This is a genomic window from Sphingobacterium sp. NPDC055431 (genome assembly GCF_053644255.1).
Genome location: NZ_JBSHLH010000004.1, coordinates 66,303 through 88,296, shown reverse-complemented (window position 1 = coordinate 88,296; position 21,994 = coordinate 66,303). Strand labels below are relative to the sequence as shown.

At 39.4% G+C, this 21,994-nt stretch carries 19 protein-coding genes; 14 read left to right on the top strand and 5 right to left on the bottom strand.

Translation table 11 applies throughout. The annotated features are described in order from the left end of the window. Positions 1-336: 336 nt before the first annotated feature. Complete coding sequence (leuS, locus tag ACWIB3_RS06010; protein WP_454291162.1) at positions 337-3,120, bottom strand: leucine--tRNA ligase; 2,784 nt, start codon at positions 3,118-3,120, stop codon at positions 337-339. A gap of 171 nt (positions 3,121-3,291) precedes the next feature. Between leuS and ACWIB3_RS06005 the strand changes: the two genes are divergently transcribed. The 5 genes from ACWIB3_RS06005 (at position 3,292) to ACWIB3_RS05985 (ending at position 7,233) form a co-directional block, all read left to right on the top strand. Continuing rightward, entirely contained in the window at positions 3,292-4,170 is an 879-nt protein-coding gene (locus tag ACWIB3_RS06005) for a cell division protein FtsX (protein WP_093096407.1), read from the top strand. Between the two features lie 29 nt (positions 4,171-4,199). Further along, positions 4,200-4,454 carry a DUF3098 domain-containing protein gene (locus ACWIB3_RS06000; RefSeq protein ID WP_185214437.1) on the top strand — a complete coding sequence of 85 codons (255 nt, stop codon included), beginning with the start codon at positions 4,200-4,202 and terminating at the stop codon, positions 4,452-4,454. Beyond that, the gene (locus ACWIB3_RS05995) at positions 4,454-5,272 is read left to right on the top strand and encodes an undecaprenyl-diphosphate phosphatase (RefSeq protein ID WP_185214436.1); all 819 of its coding nucleotides are present in this window, start codon (positions 4,454-4,456) and stop codon (positions 5,270-5,272) included. Before ACWIB3_RS06000 ends, ACWIB3_RS05995 begins: the two co-directional genes overlap by 1 nt. A gap of 231 nt (positions 5,273-5,503) precedes the next feature. Continuing rightward, positions 5,504-6,226: a tRNA pseudouridine(55) synthase TruB gene (gene truB, locus ACWIB3_RS05990; protein ID WP_254527111.1), complete on the top strand. Its 723-nt coding sequence runs from the start codon at positions 5,504-5,506 to the stop codon at positions 6,224-6,226. 26 nt (positions 6,227-6,252) lie between these two features. After that, complete coding sequence (locus ACWIB3_RS05985) at positions 6,253-7,233, top strand: bifunctional riboflavin kinase/FAD synthetase (RefSeq protein WP_185214434.1); 981 nt, start codon at positions 6,253-6,255, stop codon at positions 7,231-7,233. A 147-nt stretch (positions 7,234-7,380) separates the two neighbouring features. On the opposite strand, the gene bshB1 is transcribed toward ACWIB3_RS05985, so the two are convergent. Genes bshB1 through ACWIB3_RS05970 form a run of 3 tightly spaced genes read right to left on the bottom strand, consistent with a single transcriptional unit; the run spans position 7,381 to position 9,304 of the window. After that, positions 7,381-8,100: a bacillithiol biosynthesis deacetylase BshB1 gene (bshB1, locus tag ACWIB3_RS05980; RefSeq protein WP_185214433.1), complete on the bottom strand. Its 720-nt coding sequence runs from the start codon at positions 8,098-8,100 to the stop codon at positions 7,381-7,383. 49 nt (positions 8,101-8,149) lie between these two features. Further along, the gene (locus ACWIB3_RS05975; protein WP_454291161.1) at positions 8,150-8,647 is read right to left on the bottom strand and encodes a glutathione peroxidase; all 498 of its coding nucleotides are present in this window, start codon (positions 8,645-8,647) and stop codon (positions 8,150-8,152) included. 12 nt (positions 8,648-8,659) lie between these two features. Continuing rightward, positions 8,660-9,304 carry a DUF4294 domain-containing protein gene (locus ACWIB3_RS05970; protein WP_237219462.1) on the bottom strand — a complete coding sequence of 215 codons (645 nt, stop codon included), beginning with the start codon at positions 9,302-9,304 and terminating at the stop codon, positions 8,660-8,662. A 137-nt stretch (positions 9,305-9,441) separates the two neighbouring features. Here ACWIB3_RS05970 and ACWIB3_RS05965 point away from each other — a divergent pair, with 137 nt between their 5' ends. The 6 genes from ACWIB3_RS05965 (at position 9,442) to ACWIB3_RS05940 (ending at position 17,516) form a co-directional block, all read left to right on the top strand. Beyond that, the gene (locus ACWIB3_RS05965) at positions 9,442-11,646 is read left to right on the top strand and encodes a RelA/SpoT family protein (protein ID WP_185214431.1); all 2,205 of its coding nucleotides are present in this window, start codon (positions 9,442-9,444) and stop codon (positions 11,644-11,646) included. An 81-nt stretch (positions 11,647-11,727) separates the two neighbouring features. Further along, positions 11,728-12,222 carry a Fur family transcriptional regulator gene (locus ACWIB3_RS05960; protein ID WP_093096388.1) on the top strand — a complete coding sequence of 165 codons (495 nt, stop codon included), beginning with the start codon at positions 11,728-11,730 and terminating at the stop codon, positions 12,220-12,222. A 126-nt stretch (positions 12,223-12,348) separates the two neighbouring features. Beyond that, a complete protein-coding gene (locus tag ACWIB3_RS05955) occupies positions 12,349-13,620 on the top strand; it encodes an adenylosuccinate synthase (protein ID WP_185214429.1) in 1,272 nt (423 codons plus the stop codon). Positions 13,621-13,625: 5 nt separating this feature from the next. Further along, positions 13,626-14,906, top strand: coding sequence for an anthranilate synthase component I family protein (locus tag ACWIB3_RS05950; RefSeq protein ID WP_454291160.1), 1,281 nt, complete (start codon positions 13,626-13,628; stop codon positions 14,904-14,906). A 143-nt stretch (positions 14,907-15,049) separates the two neighbouring features. Continuing rightward, positions 15,050-16,054, top strand: a complete 1,005-nt coding sequence (gene asnA, locus ACWIB3_RS05945; protein ID WP_185214427.1) for an aspartate--ammonia ligase — start codon at positions 15,050-15,052, stop codon at positions 16,052-16,054. Positions 16,055-16,124: 70 nt separating this feature from the next. Continuing rightward, complete coding sequence (locus ACWIB3_RS05940; RefSeq protein ID WP_454291159.1) at positions 16,125-17,516, top strand: exonuclease domain-containing protein; 1,392 nt, start codon at positions 16,125-16,127, stop codon at positions 17,514-17,516. Here the strand turns inward: ACWIB3_RS05940 and dinB are convergent. After that, entirely contained in the window at positions 17,508-18,575 is a 1,068-nt protein-coding gene (dinB, locus tag ACWIB3_RS05935; RefSeq protein WP_313259183.1) for a DNA polymerase IV, read from the bottom strand. The genes ACWIB3_RS05940 and dinB overlap by 9 nt on opposite strands. 109 nt (positions 18,576-18,684) lie before the next feature. Between dinB and ACWIB3_RS05930 the strand changes: the two genes are divergently transcribed. From ACWIB3_RS05930 to ACWIB3_RS05920, 3 genes are all read left to right on the top strand, one after another. Continuing rightward, entirely contained in the window at positions 18,685-19,560 is an 876-nt protein-coding gene (locus tag ACWIB3_RS05930) for a carbon-nitrogen hydrolase (RefSeq protein WP_454291158.1), read from the top strand. 73 nt (positions 19,561-19,633) lie between these two features. Beyond that, on the top strand, positions 19,634-20,707 hold the full coding sequence (locus ACWIB3_RS05925; RefSeq protein WP_454291157.1) for an agmatine deiminase family protein: 1,074 nt from the start codon (positions 19,634-19,636) through the stop codon (positions 20,705-20,707). 1 nt (position 20,708) lies between these two features. Beyond that, positions 20,709-21,911 carry a porin gene (locus ACWIB3_RS05920; RefSeq protein WP_254527103.1) on the top strand — a complete coding sequence of 401 codons (1,203 nt, stop codon included), beginning with the start codon at positions 20,709-20,711 and terminating at the stop codon, positions 21,909-21,911. Positions 21,912-21,994: the final 83 nt, after the last annotated feature.

Here is a 21,994-nt window from a genome sequence, read left to right as displayed (position 1 = left end):
TGGAAAGTTCCTAAATCTATCTAACTAACTGTCGTGTTGAGGAACGAAACATCTCGGAGTAAAACAAGGATTGCACTGGCTTACAGTTCCTGTGCCGAAAGTTCAGGTTGACAGGCCATTTTTTATAAGAACCGTACAGATTCTTCACTAATCGTTCAGAATTGGAAATGTGCTAAAGAAACATTGGCCAATTAATTGTTTGATGGGCTTAAAATCCTGGCCCATCCTCTAATCCCTTTAATCCTGGTTCAAATAACCCAAACCCAATCATCAATCCCCAAAAAAAGGGATAGCTTTCGCCATCCCTTTCATATTCATGTTTTGCAATGCTATTCCTTACACCACAATATTGATAATCTTTCCTTTTACAAAAATCACCTTTTTCACAGCTTTGCCATCCAATAATTTTTGGATATCTGCATTTTCTTTCAATATTCCTTCTACTGCTTGTTGATCAAGATCTAAAGCAAGAGGAAGGTTCATTTTCATCTTTCCGTTAATGGAAACAGGGTATGCAAATTCACTTTCTACCAAATATTCAGGATTGAAGACTGGGTAATTTGCATAAGAAATGCTGCCGGCTTCATTTCCTAGTTTAGACCATAGCTCTTCGGTAATATGTGGAGCATATGGTTCCAGGATGATCAAAAGATCTTGAAGGATCTTACGTTTGTTGGTTTTAAGATCGGTCAATTCATTTACACAGATCATAAAGGCCGATACGGAAGTATTGAAAGAGAAACGCTCAATATCTTCTTCAACTTTCTTGATGATCTTATGTAATGCTTTGTATTCCGCTTTTGTTGGCTCTTCATCTGATACGTTGAAGTTTCCTTCAGCGTCATGGAATAAGCGCCATACCTTACGTAAGAATTTATATACACCTTCAATACCATTTGTGTTCCAAGGCTTTGCCTGTTCCAAGGGACCTAAGAACATTTCATATAGGCGAAGGGTATCGGCGCCATATTGTTCGATGATATCATCAGGGTTGACCACGTTGAATTTAGATTTTGACATCTTTTCAACTTCTGTTCCGCAGATATATTTACCGTTTTCTAAAATGAATTCCGCATCATTATAATCAGGTCTAGACTGTTTGAATTTCTCCAGGTCTAGAACATCGTTATGTACAATATTTACATCCACATGTAATGGATTCACGGTATATTGATCTTTCAATCCTAAGGAAACAAATTGATTGGTTCCTTTTCCATCAGCATCCAATACACGATAAACAAAATTGGATCTTCCTTGGATCATACCTTGGTTGATCAATTTCTTGAACGGTTCTTCTTCGTTGTGATAACCGATATCTTTCAGGAACTTGTTCCAGAAGCGTGAGTATAGCAAGTGACCTGTAGCATGCTCAGAACCACCAATGTATAGATCCACAGCTTTCCAGTAATCCACTGCTTCTTTGGAAGCAAAATCCTGTTCGTTTTTAGGGTCCATATAGCGGAACCAATACCATGAAGAGCCTGCCCATCCTGGCATGGTACTCAATTCATACTCGTATTGGTCTTGGTATTTCCAACCTTCTGCACGACCCAATGGCGGCTCACCGGTTTCAGTTGGAAGGTATTTATCTACCTCAGGAAGTAATAAAGGTAATTCCTCTTCTTTGATCAAATAAGGTAATCCATCCTTGAAATAGACAGGAACTGGTTCTCCCCAGTATCTTTGTCTGCCGAAGATGGCATCGCGCATACGGAAGTTGATTTTTGCCTTTCCTAATTTGATGGCCTCCAATTTTTCGATCAATGCCGGAACAGCCTCTTGATAGCTCATTCCATTGATGAAATCCGAATTGATATATTTTCCATCCTTATTGGGATCTGCTGCTTCAGAGATATCCTGTGAATCAGAGATCGGAATGATAGGAAGGTTAAAATGCTTAGCGAATAGATAATCACGTTGATCACCAGAAGGTACTGCCATAACGGCTCCCGTCCCATATCCAGCCAATACATAATCAGCAATCCAGATCTGTACATCTTCTCCAGTCAACGGATGTTTGGCATATGAGCCTGTAAATGCTCCGGAAACGGTCTTGGTATCCGCCAGACGATCCAATTCGGATTTCTTGGAAGTCTTATCGATATAAGATTCGATTTCAGCTTTTTGAGCCTCCGTAGTTAAAGCAGAAACTAATTCATGTTCTGGAGCTAAAACTACAAAGCTAACACCGAAAATAGTATCAACACGTGTGGTAAATACTTCGATATTATCATTTAATTGAGGAACAGGAAATTTGACACTTGCACCTACTGATTTACCGATCCAGTTGCGCTGCATCTCAACCAAAGGTTCTGGCCAATCGATGGTATCCAACCCTCTTAATAGACGGTCTGCATAAGCAGTGATACGCATTGACCATTGCATCATTTTCTTTTGTTCCACTGGGAATCCACCACGTTCTGACAAACCGTTGATTACCTCATCGTTTGCCAATACAGTTCCTAACGCAGGACACCAGTTCACTGTACTCTCTCTCAAGAAAGCCAGTCTATATTTTAATAGTTCAGTTTGTTTTTCTGTTTCGGAGAATGCCTTCCATTCATCCGCTGTGAAGGTCAATACATCTTCGTCAGATTCGGCTTTGATACCTTCGGAACCTGATGTCTCAAATTTTTGGATTAAGGTAGAGATCGACTCAGCCTTATCGGACTCCTTATTATACCATGCATCGAATAGCTGCATAAAGATCCATTGGGTCCAACGGTAATAATCGGGCTCAGAGGTACGGACCTCACGAGACCAGTCATAGGAGAAACCAATGTTATCTAACTGCTCTCTATAGCGGTTGATATTCGCTTCAGTGGTGATAGCTGGATGCTGTCCAGTTTGGATGGCATATTGTTCAGCTGGCAGACCAAAAGAGTCATAACCCATGGGGTGCAATACATTGAAGCCTTTTAATCTCTTGTAGCGTGAAAAGATGTCGGAAGCAATATAGCCGAGCGGGTGACCAACATGCAGCCCAGCACCAGAAGGATAAGGAAACATGTCCAAAACATAGTATTTTGGTTTTTCAGTAGATTCAGAAGTCTTGAAGGTCTGGTTATCAGCCCAAAACTTTTGCCATTTTTGCTCGATAGATTGATGGTTATACTCCATTATAAATTATAAAAGTATGGTACAAAGAATTGCGAAATTAGCGAATTTAGGGTAAATTCGGTATAAAAGTTTTTTATTCTATACAATAAATTCTGATATTCGCTGTTAGAAAATTAGTATTGGGAAAAAATAAATCCTTACTTTCGCAAGGATAAACGCAGAATCAAATATATGTCAGTGATCGAACAGGGTTCACCAAGGAAAAAAACTAAATCAGTATACGTATCTACAGTAATCAGTATTGCACTGGTTTTATTGATGACAGGTCTTTTGGGACTAATTCTAGTCCATGCTAAAAACTTATCTCGCTATGTAAAAGAGAACATCGTCTTGAACGTCATCGTCAATGATAATGTCAATGAAGGTGATGTGCTGTCGCTACAAAAGGATCTTGAAAAAGACCCTTATGTTTTACGTTCGGAATATGTGAGCAAGGAACTCGCTGCAAAGAACCTTAGAGAGGATTTGGGTGAAGACTTTGTTGAATACTTAGGTAGAAACCCTTTGCTGCCATCTATTGATGTGTACATGAAGGAACAATACGCGAATAGCGATTCGATCCAGACCTTCATCAATAAGATTGGAAAAAACAGCCGCATTAAAGAGGTGGTTTACCAAGAGTCATTGATTGATATGGTCAACAAAAACATCCGTGTGATCAGTATCGTGATTCTTGCCTTTACCGTGATTCTTTTGATCATAGCCGTAGCTTTGATCAACAATACCATTCGTCTAGCAATCTACTCTCAGCGTTTCTTGATCAAGAGTATGCAGTTGATCGGTGCTACGAAAGGGTTCATCCGCAAACCATATATATTATACGGGATTGCCCATGGATTGATCGGTGCCTTGATTGCTATCTTACTATTGATTCTAACCTTACAATTTGCTCAAAAACAAGTGCCTGAATTGGTATTCTTACGCGATTGGTTTGAATTTGCAATGATTTTTGCCATCGTTTTAGGATTAGGTATCTTGATCTCTGGAGCAAGTACATACTTTGCCGTTACCAAATATTTACGTGCTAAATCAGCAAGTTTATATAGATAAAATCGATCAATTGTTAATCCGTTCAGAAAATGAGTCAAACTAAGAATGTAAAAGGAACTCCAGCAAATGCTTCAAATGCGGGGTTTGTATTTAAGAAAATAAACTATCAATTATTCGTTTTGAGTATCGTTGTGGTGGCCATTGGCTTCATCTTGATGATGGGTACAGAGGATATCTACAGCTTTACCAAAATCACTTTGGCACCTATTGTTGTGGTTGCTGGTTTTGCATTAGGATTTGTAGCAATTTTGTATAAACCTAAGAACAAAACAAACCAGGAATAATGAGTTATTTAGAAGCAATTATCCTCGCTATCGTCGAGGGTTTAACAGAGTACCTTCCTATTTCTTCTACTGCTCACATGGGCTTTACGGCCGCATTGATGGGTATGGAAGAAAGCGAATACCTAAAGATGTTCCAAGTTTCTATTCAGTTTGGAGCTATCCTTTCCATTGTTGTCCTTTATTGGAAAAGATTCTTTGATTTCAAAAACCTTAAATTTTACTACAAATTAGCCATTGCCGTTATTCCAGCCCTAGTATTGGGTAAATTATTGGATGATAAGATTGAGGCGGTGTTAGGAAACCAGATTGCCATTTCGACCGTATTGGTTTTAGGTGGTGTGGTCCTATTGTTTGTGGACAAATGGTTTAAGAATCCAAAGATTACCGATGAGAAGGAAATTCCGGTAAAGAAAGCCTTTATTATTGGTATTTGGCAATGTTTGGCGATGATGCCAGGAACTTCACGTTCTGCAGCATCCATTATCGGTGGTTTGACCCAAGGACTGGACCGTAAAGCAGCTGCTGAGTTTTCATTCTTTTTGGCCGTACCTACGATGCTTGCCGTAACTGTCTACTCCATTTTCGTAAAAACATGGGCTGAAGGAACAGAACATGCGGCAAAAGGTTATGAGATGATCATGGCCAGCAATGAAAACATCATGATTTTTATCATCGGGAATATCGTTGCGTTTATCGTTGCCATGATTGCCGTAAAAACCTTCATCAGCGTACTAACAAAATATGGCTTCAAATTCTGGGGCTGGTATAGAATTGTTATCGGTATAGCCCTGTTGGTGTTTTTTTATACGCAAGGATAGGTAAGACAATAGACCTGATACTTAAGACACAAGAAAATTCTAGCTGTATATGTTAGATAATATATTTAAGGACCTTTTTAGGTCCTTTTTTATTTCAAGTCTTTTGTCTGTTGACTGATATCTGATGTCTTGTTTCAAAATAAAATTCCTATTTTTGCAGAAAATTAGCCAGAGGAGACATTCTGAACTGATGCACAGATTGGAATGAATTCCATGAAACTTTAAGATTAAATGAGCGAAAATATAGAAGGACAAGCTAAGCCAAAATTTGCTTTTGCGGAGGGTGAAGTGTTATTAATCGATAAGCCATTAACGTGGACTAGTTTTGATGTCGTTGGTAAATTGCGAAACAGCATTAAACCGATGAAGGTTAAAGTTGGACACGCTGGTACCTTAGACCCTTTAGCAACAGGACTGCTGATCGTTTGTACTGGTAAGATGACCAAGCAAATCGATGGGTTCCAAGCTGAAGACAAAGAATATACTGGAAGCATAACCTTAGGAGCTACCACTCCTTCATATGACCTAGAAACTGAAATTGACCAAACTTTTGACTATTCTTTCTTGAAGGATGAAGATATCTTGAATACAGCAGCTTCTTTTGTTGGTGTCCAAGATCAGTTCCCTCCTGCCCACTCTGCTATTAAAATTGGGGGAGAGCGTGTTTATGAGAAAGCAAGACGTGGTGAAGAGGTCGAGTTAAAGGCCAGACGGGTTGAAATCATGGAATTTGATGTTGAAAAGATCGAATTGCCAAAGGTTTACTTCCGGATTAAATGCAGTAAAGGAACTTATATCCGTTCCATCGCCCATGACTTCGGCAAAAAACTGAATTGTGGCGGACATCTATCTTCTTTGAGAAGAACAAAATCGGGCGACTTTGATGTAAAAGACGCCTGGGAATTAACTGAATTAATTAATCAAGTAAGGGAGTTAAAGAACCAAACGGTTTAATAGTTCTAAGCTTAGAAAATCATATAATGAAAATATACAGAAATCTGGATGAATTCAAGGCGTTGGATTATGCTATCGTCACGATAGGGACATTTGACGGCGTGCATGTTGGTCATCAGAAGATTCTAAATAAGTTGACCGAATTGGCAAAGGATAATACTGGCGAGACAGTTTTGTTAACCTTTTTTCCGCATCCAAGATTAATTATCAATCCAGATGACGATAGCTTAAGGCTGATCAATGATATTGAAGAAAAGGTGGAGCGATTGGCACTGGCAGGTATCGACCACTTGATCATCACTCCTTTCACTAGAGACTTTTCCAATCAAAACCCAGAAGAATATATTTCAGATGTTCTGGTCAATAAAATTGGATGTAAGAAAATTGTAATCGGTTATGACCACCATTTTGGTAAGGACCGAAAAGGTACCATCAAGGATTTAATTCATTTTTCTGAGATCTTTGACTATACCGTAGATCAAATCCCTGAACAGGACATCGAAGATGTAGCGGTTTCTTCCACCAGAGTGCGAGAATCGTTGATCAAAGGTGATATTATAACGGCTAACAAATACTTAGGTTATCCCTTTGAATTGACGGGAACAGTGATTAAAGGAGATCAGATTGGACGTGAGATTGGTTTCCCGACCGCAAACTTACACGTGCATGAATCCCATAAATTAATTCCTGCTTATGGTATCTATGCCGTGGATGTGGAAATCTTCCCTAAAACCACTGAAGTAGTAACAGGCGATTATTTTGAACCGGTACCAGAACGTGTGGCAAAAGGTATGTGCTATATTGGAACCCGTCCTACCGTGGATGGCATGAACAGGAAAATCGAGGTCAATCTATTGGACTTCAACGATGATCTTTATACCAAAACCATCCGTGTAAAATTCCTTGAATTTATCCGCCATGATCAATGGTTCGAAAGCCTTGAACTCATGCAGGAACAGATCAAAAAAGACGAAGCTGATATCAGGAAATATTTCGAAGGGAAGTAGTTTTAGAAGATGTGAGATCTGAGTATTGAGATTTGAGATAGTAAATTAATTAAATATCAAGATTATAGAAAAGGACCAATTTGGTCCTTTTTTATTTCTCATATCTCATATCTCACATCTCATATCTCACATTTCCATCTAATAAAGCTAATAGAGATCAAACAGGTCATTCACACCTAAGATCTTTCTACTGGTAAATCCTTCGGCATACTTTACCTGGATGGATCTTCCGAACTCATGTGCCCTTGCTTTTGTGGAATCCATGAAGTCAGGGTTTGAGATATAGGTCTGCGGTTCGTCATCTTGGTTCTCGACATTGAATTGAGAGGTGTAAGCCAATATTGAACGCTCTTTGATACCCCAATACTTCGTAATGTCTATTAAGATGTCTGGTTGAATATATTTGTCTTGGATCAATTGAAGCTGTAGCCTAGGACGAAAGGGTTCTTGAGACTGACCTTCCAATTCAGTTTCTATCCTTCTCAGACCAGCAAGGAACAATGCGTCATTAACAAGCTTGCTAGCACGGCCATGGTCTGGATGACGGTCCTCCCAAGCATTGGTGATGACGATTTCAGGTTGAAACTTTCGAATTGCCTTAATCACTTCCTTCTGACCTTCTTCGTTGTTCTGGAAGAATCCATCACGTAACCTAAGGTTCTCACGAACGGCTACACCAAGTATTTTTGCAGCGTCTTGAGCTTCCTGGGCACGGATTTCTGGAGTACCACGTGTACCCAATTCGCCTAAAGTAAGGTCTACGATCCCTACTGTTTTACCTTCAGCTACATATTTGGCAATAACACCACCGGCTCCCAATTCTGCATCATCAGGATGTACGGTCATGACAAGTAAATCTAATTTCATCAAATTGTGTATTAAGTACAATACACAAAACTACTAAAATTTAAAGCGATTACTTATCTCCTAGAAGCTCTTCAATGCGATTGTGGACTTTTTTTGACATTGGGCTTGTCAATGAGTAGAAATGATCGACTACTTCACCTTTTTTATTAATTAAATATTTATGGAAATTCCACTTCGGGATAGTGCCAATCTTTCCGTTTTCCTCAATGTTGGTTAGATATTTGTAAAGTGGGTCAGTAAACTCCCCTTTCACATGGATTCGCTTAAAAACAGGAAATGTAACTTGCCTATTGATCCGGCAGTAAGTCTCCAAGGTCCTTCCGGTCAAGGGTTCTTGGTTCCTGAAATCATTGGAGGGAAAGGCCAACACCTCAAAACCCAACTCTTTATATTTCTTATACAGATTTTCAAGGGTCCTGAACTGTCTGCTGAAAAAACAATTGCTTGCGGTATTGACAATGAGTAAAACTTTGCCTTCAAAATCTCGAAGTGATCTCTTCTGTCCACTAAACTCTAATGCATCATAATCATATACGGTCTTACTCATAATAATAGGTTTTTAACGTTTTACCATCGGCCGCGAACGTTCGTACTCGCGAATAATATTCTCTATCTCATAATCTTCCTGAGGATCATATGTACTCTTTAAATTATGGCCAAATATCTTGGCCACACCTTGATATACAAATGCGGAGATACCGCCTTTCATGTCTTTTACAAGGTCATAACTGGTGTTTCCAGTCTGTCTTTCTATCAATTTGATCAAGATCTTACCTTGAGAAACGCTGAGGTTCTTGACTTCCGAAGTGATCTTATCCTTGATTTCCCGCTCACACTCCTTGATCAATCTTTTCTCTTCACGCCTTGAATTGGCCAAGGCTAAGTCCCGGTCTAATTGCTCATATCTTTTTTGGGCATAGATAGCATAAGGAAGAACCCGAATCACATTCCTTCTTAACCTTAAATATTTCTGCCTGTCTTCTTCTGTTTTAAATGTTCGCCTAGCGTATATGACAACTTCCTCAATTGGGAACCAAGGAACAACTTCACCATTATCAAGGGTTGTAGTTGCATAATGTTCTACCACCTCAGGTTTACCCGGTCCATACTGTGGTTTTATCAATGTTTGAGCAAAGCCAATCCCTGGCAATACAAACAAGATCGCTGCGATAAAAACCCACTTTATGTTACTTCCACACATCATCAATATAATAAGCCCTATGCGATAAAATTCATTTTTTTTCTGTATATTTATACTTTACAATTTAGTATAAAATCTTTAATTATTTGTTCAATAAATATAGCAAATTATTTTATTTTTTTTGATAGCAATGCAATTTTATGGAAGAATATGTGATTGATATTGAGGCTGAAAATAAGGAAATCCGTAAAAGATACCGCGCACTTTTAAGGGCTTGTAAGCCCACTCTTCAAAAAGGAGATAAGCAACAGATCAGAAAGGCCTTCGATTTAGCACTGGAAAGCCATAAAGATATGCGCCGGAAATCTGGCGAACCTTATATTTACCATCCTATCGCTGTAGCACAGATCGCTGCAGAAGAAATCGGACTTGGAACTACTTCTATTGTTTGTGCATTGCTACATGATGTTGTTGAGGATACTAGTGTTACCCTTCAAGATATCGAAGAACAGTTCGGAAAAAAAGTGGTCCGTATTATCGACGGCCTGACCAAGATCTCTGGGATCTTTGACCCGAACAGTTCCATGCAAGCCGAGAACTTTAGAAAAATGCTTTTGACCCTAGCGGATGATGTTAGGGTAATCTTAATTAAACTGGCTGACCGCCTTCATAATATGAGGACCATGGAATTCATGGCCCGCCATAAGCAATTGAAGATCGCTTCGGAAACCAGCTACCTTTATGCTCCCCTAGCCCATCGACTGGGATTGTATGCCATAAAATCTGAGCTGGAAGACCTCTCGATGAAATATACGGATCCCGATACGTATAAGTTTATCGCCAAGAAACTGAATGAAAAGAAGGCTGAACGTGAAAAGTTTATCGCTGACTTCATTTCTCCTATTCAGGAGATTCTTGCTGAAGAAGGTATCAATGCTTCTGTTTTTGGAAGACCTAAGTCCATCCACTCCATCTGGAACAAGATGCGCAAGAAGTCCATTCCTTTTGAAGAGGTTTATGACCTATTCGCCATCAGGATCATCATTGATACGGATGATGAAAAGGAAAAAACAGAATGTTGGAAGGTATATTCAATCGTAACTGACCTTTATCGTCCGAATCCAGACCGCTTGCGCGACTGGGTGTCTTCTCCGAAGGCAAATGGCTATGAGTCTTTGCACACTACCGTTATGGGCCCGAGAGGTCAATGGGTAGAAGTGCAGATCAGGACGAGAAGGATGAATGAGATTGCCGAAAAGGGTTTTGCTGCCCATTGGAAATATAAAGAGTCGAACTCTGACAATGGTTTGGATCAATGGATCCAAAAGGTACGAGATATTTTGAACAATCCGGAACCTAACGCCCTGGACTTTGTGGATGATTTTAAAATGAACTTGTTCTCGGACGAGATCTTTATCTTCACGCCTAAAGGTACCTTGGTGCAGCTTCCGAACGGTGCTACGGCCCTTGACTTTGCCTTTGAAATCCATACCGATATTGGGGCAACCTGTATTGGTGCCAAGGTAAACCATAAATTGGTGCCCCTGAGCCATGAACTTCTAAATGGTGATCAGGTAGAGATTATCACCTCCAGCAAACAGACTCCAAAAGAAGATTGGCTAAACTTTGTTGTAACGGCAAAGGCGAAGTCAAAAATCAAATCTTCCTTGAAGGAAGAGAAACGTCGTGTAGCTGAGGACGGTAAGGAGATCTTGGAAAGAAAACTGAAATCTCTAAAGATTACCTACAACACGGAAAACATCAATAAAATCGCTAATTTCTTTAAATTCCCTAGTTCGCAGGAGCTATTCTATAATGTAGCAAAGGGAGCTATCGATATTAAGAACCTTAGAAATTTTGTTGCCAATGAGCGTTCTGAAGACGCAAATCAAAATCAATTCCAATCCCATATCAATGGGTTGGTTGAGAAGATCAACAAAAAGGATGATACCATCCTGATCGGCGATGATTATCAGAAAGTAGATTATACATTGGCACCATGCTGTAACCCAATCCCTGGTGATGATATCTTTGGTTTCTTGACCGTTAATGATGGCATTAAGATCCACCGCACAAGCTGCCCGAATGCTTCGAAGTTGATGGCTAATTATGGCTATAGGATATTAAAAGCTAAATGGGCCTCATTGCACAATAATGTTGCCTTCTTAACCGGATTGAAGATTGTCGGTATTGATGATGTGGGCTTAGTAAATAAGATCACTACTGTCATTTCGCAGGACTTCAAGGTGAACATCCGCTCTCTTTCCATTTCCAGTAACGAAGGGATATTTGAAGGGGATATCATGGTCTTTGTAAACGACACCAATCAATTAGATAGTTTAATCAAGCATTTGAAACAGATTCCAGGCATTACTGGAGTAACACGATATGAGTCAGAAAACTAAAGACTTACAAGGTCTTGACATTTTCACATGGATATTACCATCCTATTTTGGTAAATTTGGAACTTATAAAGGAAATACCTTATGAAACAAGGGGAAAATTACGAAACCGTAAAGAAGATTTTTGAAGCCTATTTAGAAAACAAAAATCTCAGAAAAACACCTGAGCGTTATGCAATCTTAGAAGAAATCTACTCGAGATCAGATCATTTCGATGTAGAATCTCTATATATCCACATGAAAAACAAAAAATACCGTGTAAGTAGAGCGACGGTATATAATACCCTAGAATTATTGGTGTCATGTGACTTGGTGACCAAACATCAGTTTGGCCGCAATATGGCTCAGTTTGAAAAATCGTATGGTTACAAGCAACATGACCATGTTATCTGCATCGAATGCAATAAAGTAGTGGAGTTTTGTGATCCTAGGGTTTACCAGATCCAATCTATGATTGGCGACCTATTGAACTTTGATATCAAGCACCATTCCCTAAACCTATATGGAATCTGTGCTGACTGCAGAAAAAGTAAACTCAACCAAGAGGCACCCGTAAAAGAAGCAGTAATTTCAAATTAATTTAACATTCGAGGAATTAATATATACCTTTGTTCGGAAAAAGGCACATGAGCACCTTTTTCCGAATTTTTTTTTGATTCGTGAATAAACAAAATAAATTTTAACTAATAAATTTCAAGTAATACTATGCAAGTTGATGTGCTATTGGGATTGCAGTGGGGAGACGAGGGAAAAGGAAAAATCGTTGATGTTTTTTGTCCAAAATATGATTTGATCGCTCGCTTCCAAGGCGGACCAAACGCGGGACACACTTTAGAGTTTGACAACAAGAAATTTGTATTGAACACTATTCCTTCAGGAATCTTCAATGAAGGAACCCTAAACCTAATCGGTAACGGCGTTGTAATCGACCCTATCATCCTAAAAAGAGAATTGGACAACCTTAAAGCCGCTGGATTTGATCCAGTTGGTAAAGGAAACTTGGTAATTGCGCGTAAAGCACACTTAATTTTACCAACCCATCAACTATTGGATGCAGCATCTGAATCTAATATGGGCGCTGGTAAGATCGGTTCTACACTTAAAGGTATCGGTCCAACTTATATGGACAAAACTGGCCGTAATGGCTTAAGAGTCGGAGATACTACTCTTCCTGACTTTATGGAGCGTTACGAAAAACTTAAGCAAAAGCACCTTTCCATGTTAGCTCACTATGGTGAGATTCCTGATTTTTCTGAAAAGGAAAAAGCGTTCATGGATGCTATTGAATTCTTGAAATCTATCCCTCATGTAGATTCTGAACACTTAGTAAACCAATACCTAAAAGACGGTAAACGTGTGTTGGCAGAAGGTGCACAGGGAACTCTTCTGGATGTTGACTTCGGTTCTTATCCATTCGTAACTTCTTCAAATACCACTACTGCTGGTGCTTGTACAGGTTTAGGAATTGCTCCAAACAAAATCGGTGAAGTATTCGGAATCTTTAAAGCTTATGCAACCCGTGTAGGTGGCGGTCCATTCCCGACAGAACTTGAAAATGAAACTGGCGAGAAATTACGCCAATTAGGTCATGAGTTTGGCGCGACTACAGGTAGAGCTCGTCGTACCGGATGGATTGATCTTCCTGCATTGAAATATGCCATTATGATCAACGGTGTTACTGAATTGATCATGATGAAAGCGGATGTATTGGATACTTTTGACAAGATCTACGTTTGTACACACTATAAATACCAAGGTGAAACTATCGATTACATGCCATATGAAATCATAACTCACCAACCTGAGCCTATCCTGAAAGAAGTTGAAGGATGGAATACAGATTTAACTGGTATCCGTAGTAAAGATGAAATTCCAGCTGCATTGAACAATTACATCGCATTCTTAGAACAAGAATTGAATGTGCCAATTAAGTATTTGTCAGTAGGTCCAGATCGTACGCAAACTATTGTTTTATAAGAAACATGGCAAAAGCCATTTTTGAAACGGACCCTTCTGCATTTTTACTTCAGGCACTTAATTGGTCTAAAGGATTTGATACGGTATGTCTTTTTCAATCAAATGGTTTCCAAAATCAATATTCAAAGATTGGGAATCTATTAGCCATTGGTGCTAAGGAAGAATTCTCAGCCAATGTAGGATCAGTCTTTACTGATCTAGAAAACTTTAAATCCCGGTATCCAAACACTTTGATACCGGGATTTCTTAGTTATGACCTCAAAAACGAGGTCGAAGATCTTCAAACTAACCACCCTAACCCACTTGGTTTTCCAGACGCGTACTTCTTTATTCCTCAGATATTAATTGAATTCGACAAGGATTCAATCAGTATAACTGCGGAGGATCCTCAAAAAACATTTGAAGAGATCAGTATGTTCCCAAGCCTGGATCTGCATTATCAATTTAAGGGCAAGATACAGCCTAGAATGGATCAAGCGGCATATTTTGATGCTTTCAATAATATCCAAAGGCATATTTATCAGGGTGATATATATGAAGCCAACCTCTGTCAGGAGTTTTATGATGACCAGGCAGAGATTGATAATCCTGAGGCCCTGTACCTACGTTTGAATAGCCTTTCCCCTACTCCATTCTCATCTTTCATCAAGGTTAGGGACAAGTACGTCATCAGCGCTTCTCCCGAACGCTTTCTTGCAAAAAGAGGAAAAACTTTGGTTTCCCAACCGATCAAAGGAACTGCAGCTCGAGGAAAGAATGCAAAAGAAGATGAAGAGTTGAGGAACAATCTTGCAAGAAATCCCAAAGAGATTTCGGAGAACGTCATGATTGTGGATCTCGTTCGAAATGACCTGACGAGAAGTGCCATTCCGGGAACAGTTGAGGTGACGGAGAAACTCGGAATCTATACCTTTGAGCATGTCCACCAAATGATTTCCACGGTATCTTGCGAAATGGATGAAAGCCTAACTGAAACTGAAGTTATCCGAAACACCTTTCCGGCAGGTTCAATGACTGGCGCACCAAAGATTTCAGCCATGAAATTATGTGATAAATACGAAACATCACGTCGCGGAGTGTATTCAGGTGCTATTGGATACTTTTCTGCTGACGGTGATTTTGACTTTAACGTGGTCATCCGTACCATTCTCTTCAATAAAACCCAACAATACCTATCCTTCCATACCGGCAGTGCCATCACTGTAGATGCCAATGCAGCGCATGAATTCGCCGAATGTTATACCAAAGCAAGTGCGATTTTGAAAGCTTTAGAACAAAAGCTTTAAATAAATTCATCAGATACCCAATATATTGTAGTTATTTTTTCAATAAAATCTGCAAATCATTAACATTTTGTTATTTTTGTTTCGATTATGAAAATTAGTGGACAGATGTCTTACTAAGCTATGTTTATATTGTAAAATTTTTAATGGGACGTCATATTTTAAAAAGAGAGCAAGCGATCACGTTTGTTAAGGAAACATTTGCATCTCGATTGAAGGAAGTATTAAACCTCACACCTGTTTCTTCACCAATAGTGGTTTTGGATGGGACAGGAATTAACGATGATTTAAATGGAATCGAGAGACCTGTGTCTTTTCCGATCAAATCATTATCAGACCAAAGAGCCGTTGTAGTACACTCCTTGGCAAAATGGAAAAGAATCAGATTGAAAGAATTGGAAATGGAACCTGGAGAAGGTATCCTAACTGATATGCGAGCATTACGCCCCGATGAAGATTATTCCCCGATCCATTCTATATATGTGGATCAATGGGATTGGGAAAAATGCATCCGCTATGATGACCGTAATCTAGATTTCCTGAAAGAAACTGTAGAAAAGATCTACGGAGTAATCTATTCTACCGAACAAGCAGTTGCCGAAAAATATCCACACGTTGAGACTATCCTTCCAAAAGAAATCAAGTTCATTTCTTCCGAAGAATTGTTATTAGCTTATCCGCACCTATCTCCTAAAGAGCGTGAAAACGCTATCTCAAAAGAATATGGTGCCGTATTCCTATATGGTATCGGAGGCGCTCTTTCCAACGGGCTTGCCCATGATGGTCGTGCAGCAGATTATGATGATTGGAGCACAGACAATAGCCTTGGATACAGAGGATTAAACGGTGATATCTTGGTATGGAACCCTATCCTTGGTTCTGCCTTTGAACTATCATCTATGGGAATCCGTGTCGATAAAAAAGCACTGATGACCCAATTGGAAATCAGAAACAGCCTAGACCGTCAAAAACTGACCTTCCACCAGATGTTATTGAATGATCTATTGCCAGAATCCATTGGTGGTGGTATCGGTCAATCCAGAATCTGTATGTTTATGTTGAAACTAAAACATATTGGAGAGGTTCAAGTAAGTATCTGGGATCCAAAGAAAAAAGAAGAACTCCTAGACCAAGGAGTTGAATTACTATAATCTTTAAAGATTAATCGAAAATAATACTAATAATTTTAGTAAATAAAATTATTAGTATTATTTTTGTTTAATGGAGTCTTCACACTTTGCTATAGTCGATATCGAAACCACTGGTGGTTATGCCTCTGCCAGTCAAATTACTGAAATAGCGATTTTCATTTATGATGGCGATCGGGTAATAAACGAATACAGCACCTTAATCAATCCTGAACAACCTATTCCATTCCATATCCAAGCCCTTACGGGCATTACGGATGAAATGGTCAAGGACTCCCCTGTTTTTGCTGATGTGGCAGAAATGGTCTTTAATCTCTTGGAGAACAAGATTTTTGTTGCCCATAACGTACATTTCGATTATTCCTTCATCCAATCTTCACTGAAGAATTCAGGTTACGACTGGAAAGCATCCAGGCTCTGTACTGTCAGGTTATCAAAAAAGATCTTTCCAAACCTTAATTCATATAGTCTTGGGCGTCTTTGCCAATCCTTAGGCATTGACATACAGGATAGGCACCGTGCGAAGGGAGATGCCGAAGCTACGGTTACCCTATTCCAGCAACTTCAGGAAGCCGATAGCCATCAAATTATTGAAAATTCCATCAAACATAAGGCTAAGGAGCAGCGAATCCCGACCCATATTTCTTCAGAGCAGGTCAATAACCTTCCCATGAGTACCGGAGTGTATATTTTTAAGAATTCCAGTTCCAAGGTCATCTATGTCGGTAAAGCAAACAATATTAAGAAAAGAGTAATTTCCCATTTTACGGGAAATAATACCGGACAAAGGAGACAAAGCTTTATCAATGAAATCTGCGATATTGAATTCCAGGAGACTGGAACCGAATTAATGGCATTTCTACTGGAGTGCCATTTGATCAAGAAAAACTGGCCGATCTATAACCGAGCTTTAAAGAAGTTTGAACCCAAATACGGCTTGTTGGACTATGAAGATCAAAATGGATATATCAGGCTATCCATTTGCCAGGTCCGCAAAAATGTAAAACCCATTTACTATTTCAATAGCGTTCATGAATCCACACAGCTTTTGCTCAAATTAGTTCAAGAATTCGAGTTAGATTTACGATTATGTTCTTTCTTTTCTAATCCTAATGCACCGAAGGAATCTAAGGATGTTCCCTCGAACAAAACATTACCCGAATTGGAGGAGTACAATCTCAAGGTAACCCAAGCTATTGAGTCCTTGACCGATCAGAAACGTAGTTTTGTTATTTTGGACAAAGGAAGGCACATGAACGAGAAAAGCTATGTATATTATAAGGACAATAAGGTATATGCTATTGGATTCGTTGAGAATGATGATGAAAACATAGATATTGAAAACATTGTCGGCCAAGATGATTTGGTGATCAATAACTTTTACATGAACCACTTGGCAGAAAGCTATGCAACATTATACCCCAATAAAGTCCTGCAATTAAAAGGTGTTCCTTCTCTAGAATAGAGTCAATTGATAACCCTCTTCCACAGCTTCTAAATCATGAAAATTCGATATCGTTACTCCCAGTAACCTGACCCGACTTTCTTGCAGATCCAGTTTATCCAAAAGGTCCAGGGCCTGATTCTCGATATCCTCAAGCTGTTCCATGGGCGTGAAAAAGGTCCGGCTTCTTGTAATCTGCGTAAAATCTCCAAACTTCACCTTTAAGGTAATGGTCTTACCAAACTTCTCTGCTTTTTTGAGGCGCTTGAATAATTTACTTGAAATCCTTTTTATTTCTTCCACCATATCCTCCCGTTCCCTTAAGTCCGTCTCAAAAGTATCTTCCACCCCGATAGACTTACTGATCCTATTAGGTTTAACAGGCCGGTTATCCTCCCCACGGACAATTTGATAGAAGAACTTTCCCGACTTTCCGAAATGCTGGATCATCTCTATTTCCGAAAACCTCTTCAGGTCATGTCCATTAAATATCCCCATTTGGTTCATCTTTTTGGCCGTTACTTTTCCGACACCAAAGAACTTCTCGATAGGCAATTTTTCCAGAAATGAAACTATCTTCGAAGGCCCAATAAAAGTCAAGCCATCAGGTTTCTGGAAATCAGAGGCGATTTTAGCTACAAACTTATTGACCGAAACCCCAGCAGAGGCAGTTAAATCCAGTTCATCAGAAATGGCATCTTTAATTTGCTTCGCGATTTCAATTGCTGATCCAATCCCCTGCTTATCCTCTGTTACATCCAAATAGGCCTCATCTAGGGACAATGGCTCGATCAAATCCGTATAGCGGCTGAATATGGAACGTATATGATTGGAAACTTCCTTATAGACATCAAATCTCGGATAGGTAAAAAGTAAATGTGGGCACAGTTGTAGGGCCATCCGCGATGACATTGCTGATTTCACCCCAAATTTTCGGGCTTCATAGCTAGCCGTGGCCACAACTCCCCTGCCATCTGGCGAACCACCAACGGCAAGAGGCTTTCCCCTAAATTCAGGGAAATCGCGCTGTTCCACAGAAGCATAAAATGCATCCATGTCGATATGAATGATCTTTCGCATTATCCAAAAGTAAAAAAATGGTATTAATACTACATATCCAAAGCCCAAATTTGACTTTAAGCCATGAAATTATAGTATCTTTGCGCTAAGTCCAATATATTATTAAAAAATGAGTAAAGTTAAAGTTGGTATGGTTCAAATGTCTTGTGTAAAAGACAAACAAACGAACCTAAACAAAGCTATTGTGAAAGTTCGTGAAGCTGCTGCCAAAGGTGCACAAATTGTATGTTTGCAAGAGTTATTTACTTCTTTGTATTTCTGCGATGTGGAAGATTACGATAATTTTGATTTAGCAGAAGCAATCCCTGGACCTTCTACAGATGCCCTTTCTGCCGTGGCTAAAGAGTTAGGAGTAGTAATCATTGCTTCTCTATTCGAAAAAAGAGCGCAAGGATTATATCATAATACCACAGCTATCTTAGATGCAGACGGTTCTTACCTTGGTAAATACCGCAAGATGCATATCCCTGATGATCCCGCATTCTACGAAAAATTCTATTTCACACCAGGTGATTTAGGTTATAAAGTATTCAATACAAAATTTGGTAAGATTGGGGTATTGATCTGTTGGGATCAATGGTATCCAGAGGCTTCTAGGATTACTGCTCTTATGGGTGCTGAAATCATGTTCTACCCTACTGCTATCGGATGGGCGACTGATCAAGACGAGGAAACCAATCAAGACCAATACAATGCTTGGCAAACTATCCAACGTTCGCACGCCGTTGCAAATGGAGTTCCGGTAGTATCGGTAAACCGCGTTGGTTTTGAACAAGATGGTGCCATGAAATTCTGGGGCGGTAGTTTTGCTACCAATGCACAGGGTAAATTATTGTACTTAGCTTCTCACGATAAAGAAGAAGTGGAAGTCGTGGAAATCGATTTAAATCAATCCGATTATTTCCGCAAACACTGGCCTTTCCTACGTGATCGACGTATTGAAACCTATAGCCCAATTACCAAAAGGTTTATTGACGAAGATTAATAAGCTTTAATTTAAAATATAATAAGAACTATGTTTTGTACCACGAAACATAGTTTTTTTACGCTAATTTATTATGACAGCGCATATCAACTCAGATTTATATTCATTTCAAGATACTCCCAAAGCTCAAGGCTTTGTTTTTCCAGCAGAATGGGAAAAACAGGATGCACTTTGGTTAAGTTGGCCGCACAAGGAAGAATCATGGCCAGGAAAAATAGAAACCATTTACGAACCATATTGCCAGTTTATTAAACTGGTTGCCGAGGATCAACTTGTCCGCATCAATGTTGCTGATGAAGAAATGAAAGCATTTGCTCTCGGCCATATTGAAAAATCGGGTGCTAAAATGGAAAACATCAGTTTCTATTTCAACCCGACCAATGATGCCTGGTGCCGTGACCATGGCCCTGCCTTTGTAATCAATCGCGAAACGGGCGAAAAAGCTATCGTAGATTGGGGATACAATGCTTGGGGCGGAAAATACCCACCATTTGATCTAGATGATGTAGTTCCTACAAAGATCGCAAAAGAATTCAACCTTAAACTATTTACTCCACCAATCGTAATGGAAGGTGGATCTGTAGAATTTAATGGGAAAGGAACTATCTTGACCACTACCGCTTGCCTATTGAACGAAAACAGGAACCCGCATCTCAATAAAGAGCAAATTGAAACTTATTTGAAGGATTACTATGGCCAAGACCAAGTCCTTTGGTTAGGTGACGGAATTGTTGGCGATGATACGGATGGGCATATCGACGATATTACGAGATTTGTTTCAGAGGACACCGTTCTAACGGTCGTTGAGGAGGATAAATCGGACGAAAACTATGCTTTATTACAGGAGAACCTAGACAACTTAAAAGGCATGAAGCTTTTGGATGGTCGCTCTCTAAATGTAATTGAGTTGCCGATGCCAAGACCGGTAGAATACGATGAGCAAAGGCTACCTGCTTCATACGCAAACTTTTACATTGCAAACAAAGTGGTTATTGTACCTGTTTTTAATGATAAAAATGATCAAAAAGCCTTAGAAATTATTCAAAGTGTCTTCCCTGATAGAAAAGTAATCGGAATCGATTCTGTAGATATTATTTGGGGATTGGGAAGTTTTCACTGTTTAAGTCAACAAGAACCTTCAATATAATATGAAAAACCTAAAACAGCTCTTATTAACCTCAGCATTCATCTTTTTAGGCCTATGTATGGCTCAGGCTCAAGAAAGAGATGACCGTGCAACGATATTGAATTTCAAAGGTATTCAGTATAAATCGAATGATTCTTTGTTCTATATCAACTTTCGTTTTAGAATGCAAAACCGATTAGGTTTCAAACAGGAACTGAATGATATTGACGATGGTAAATTTGATGCCAGGATCAGAAGACTGCGTATGCGTATGGATGGATACATCTATACCCCAAAGATTTCCTATTCGGTACAATTAGCCTTTACCCGCAGTGACCAAGATTACGATGATACCAAGGTAGCAAATATAGTAAGGGACGCGGTGATGTTCTATAACTTTTCAGATGACTTCTATATCTCTTTTGGACAGAATAAATTACCGGGTAACCGCCAACGTGTAAATTCCTCAGGGCAATTGCAGTTCGCCGATCGTTCCTTGGTAAATGACAACTTTACCTTAGACCGTGACTTTGGTATTTCCCTGAATTTGAGTAAGAAAATCGGGAATATGCCATTCAACGCAAAAGCCGCTATCTCAACAGGTGAAGGTCGTGCTGCAGCTTCAACCGATCCAGGTTTAGCATATACCGGTCGTGTTGAATTCCTACCTTTGGGTAAATTTACCAATGAAAATGATTACCAAGAAGGTGACTTAGAACGAGAAGAAACACCAAAAGTATCTATTGGTGCTGGATACAGTTATAACGATAGAACCAAAAGAGAAGGTGGTCAGTTAGGTAGGTTCGTACAAAATCCTTTTACTTTCAAAACCACATTTGCAGATGCGATGTTTAAATACAGTGGTTTTGCATACCAAGCTGAATACATGCGTCGTGATGTAGATAATCCATTTAACATCACAGATGAAGAAAAGCCACAGGAAACTGTCGCGTATAAAGGATGGGGTATAAACCAACAAATGTCCTATCTTATGAACCATGGCTATGAAATAGCTGGTAGATACACCTTAGTTCAGCCGGATAGTGAAATCAAGGCATTTGAAAGACAAACCGAAGTGGTGGAGTTAGGCCTTACCAAATATATGAAAGCCCACCGCTTGAAATTCCAATTGAATGGTAATTATACCTTCAAAGATGGCCATTTCAACAACAGTAATGACAAAAGCTCTTGGGGCGCCATGTTCCAAGTTGAATTGGGAATCTAATACTTTCCAACACCTCATATCCAAAGGCTGCAAGTAATTTTGCGGCCTTTGTCATTTAATCCTATGGATTTTCCCCTTTTATT

Bases quoted from the DNA above. Each gene is read 5' to 3' on its own strand.
- leuS (WP_454291162.1), bottom strand. From the start codon at position 3,120: ATGGAGTATAACCATCAATCTATCGAGCAAAAATGGCAAAAGTTTTGG.
- ACWIB3_RS06005 (WP_093096407.1), top strand. From the start codon at position 3,292: ATGTCAGTGATCGAACAGGGTTCACCAAGGAAAAAAACTAAATCAGTA.
- ACWIB3_RS06000 (WP_185214437.1), top strand. From the start codon at position 4,200: ATGAGTCAAACTAAGAATGTAAAAGGAACTCCAGCAAATGCTTCAAAT.
- ACWIB3_RS05995 (WP_185214436.1), top strand. From the start codon at position 4,454: ATGAGTTATTTAGAAGCAATTATCCTCGCTATCGTCGAGGGTTTAACA.
- truB (WP_254527111.1), top strand. From the start codon at position 5,504: ATGAGCGAAAATATAGAAGGACAAGCTAAGCCAAAATTTGCTTTTGCG.
- ACWIB3_RS05985 (WP_185214434.1), top strand. From the start codon at position 6,253: ATGAAAATATACAGAAATCTGGATGAATTCAAGGCGTTGGATTATGCT.
- bshB1 (WP_185214433.1), bottom strand. From the start codon at position 8,100: ATGAAATTAGATTTACTTGTCATGACCGTACATCCTGATGATGCAGAA.
- ACWIB3_RS05975 (WP_454291161.1), bottom strand. From the start codon at position 8,647: ATGAGTAAGACCGTATATGATTATGATGCATTAGAGTTTAGTGGACAG.
- ACWIB3_RS05970 (WP_237219462.1), bottom strand. From the start codon at position 9,304: ATGATGTGTGGAAGTAACATAAAGTGGGTTTTTATCGCAGCGATCTTG.
- ACWIB3_RS05965 (WP_185214431.1), top strand. From the start codon at position 9,442: ATGGAAGAATATGTGATTGATATTGAGGCTGAAAATAAGGAAATCCGT.
- ACWIB3_RS05960 (WP_093096388.1), top strand. From the start codon at position 11,728: ATGAAACAAGGGGAAAATTACGAAACCGTAAAGAAGATTTTTGAAGCC.
- ACWIB3_RS05955 (WP_185214429.1), top strand. From the start codon at position 12,349: ATGCAAGTTGATGTGCTATTGGGATTGCAGTGGGGAGACGAGGGAAAA.
- ACWIB3_RS05950 (WP_454291160.1), top strand. From the start codon at position 13,626: ATGGCAAAAGCCATTTTTGAAACGGACCCTTCTGCATTTTTACTTCAG.
- asnA (WP_185214427.1), top strand. From the start codon at position 15,050: ATGGGACGTCATATTTTAAAAAGAGAGCAAGCGATCACGTTTGTTAAG.
- ACWIB3_RS05940 (WP_454291159.1), top strand. From the start codon at position 16,125: ATGGAGTCTTCACACTTTGCTATAGTCGATATCGAAACCACTGGTGGT.
- dinB (WP_313259183.1), bottom strand. From the start codon at position 18,575: ATGCGAAAGATCATTCATATCGACATGGATGCATTTTATGCTTCTGTG.
- ACWIB3_RS05930 (WP_454291158.1), top strand. From the start codon at position 18,685: ATGAGTAAAGTTAAAGTTGGTATGGTTCAAATGTCTTGTGTAAAAGAC.
- ACWIB3_RS05925 (WP_454291157.1), top strand. From the start codon at position 19,634: ATGACAGCGCATATCAACTCAGATTTATATTCATTTCAAGATACTCCC.
- ACWIB3_RS05920 (WP_254527103.1), top strand. From the start codon at position 20,709: ATGAAAAACCTAAAACAGCTCTTATTAACCTCAGCATTCATCTTTTTA.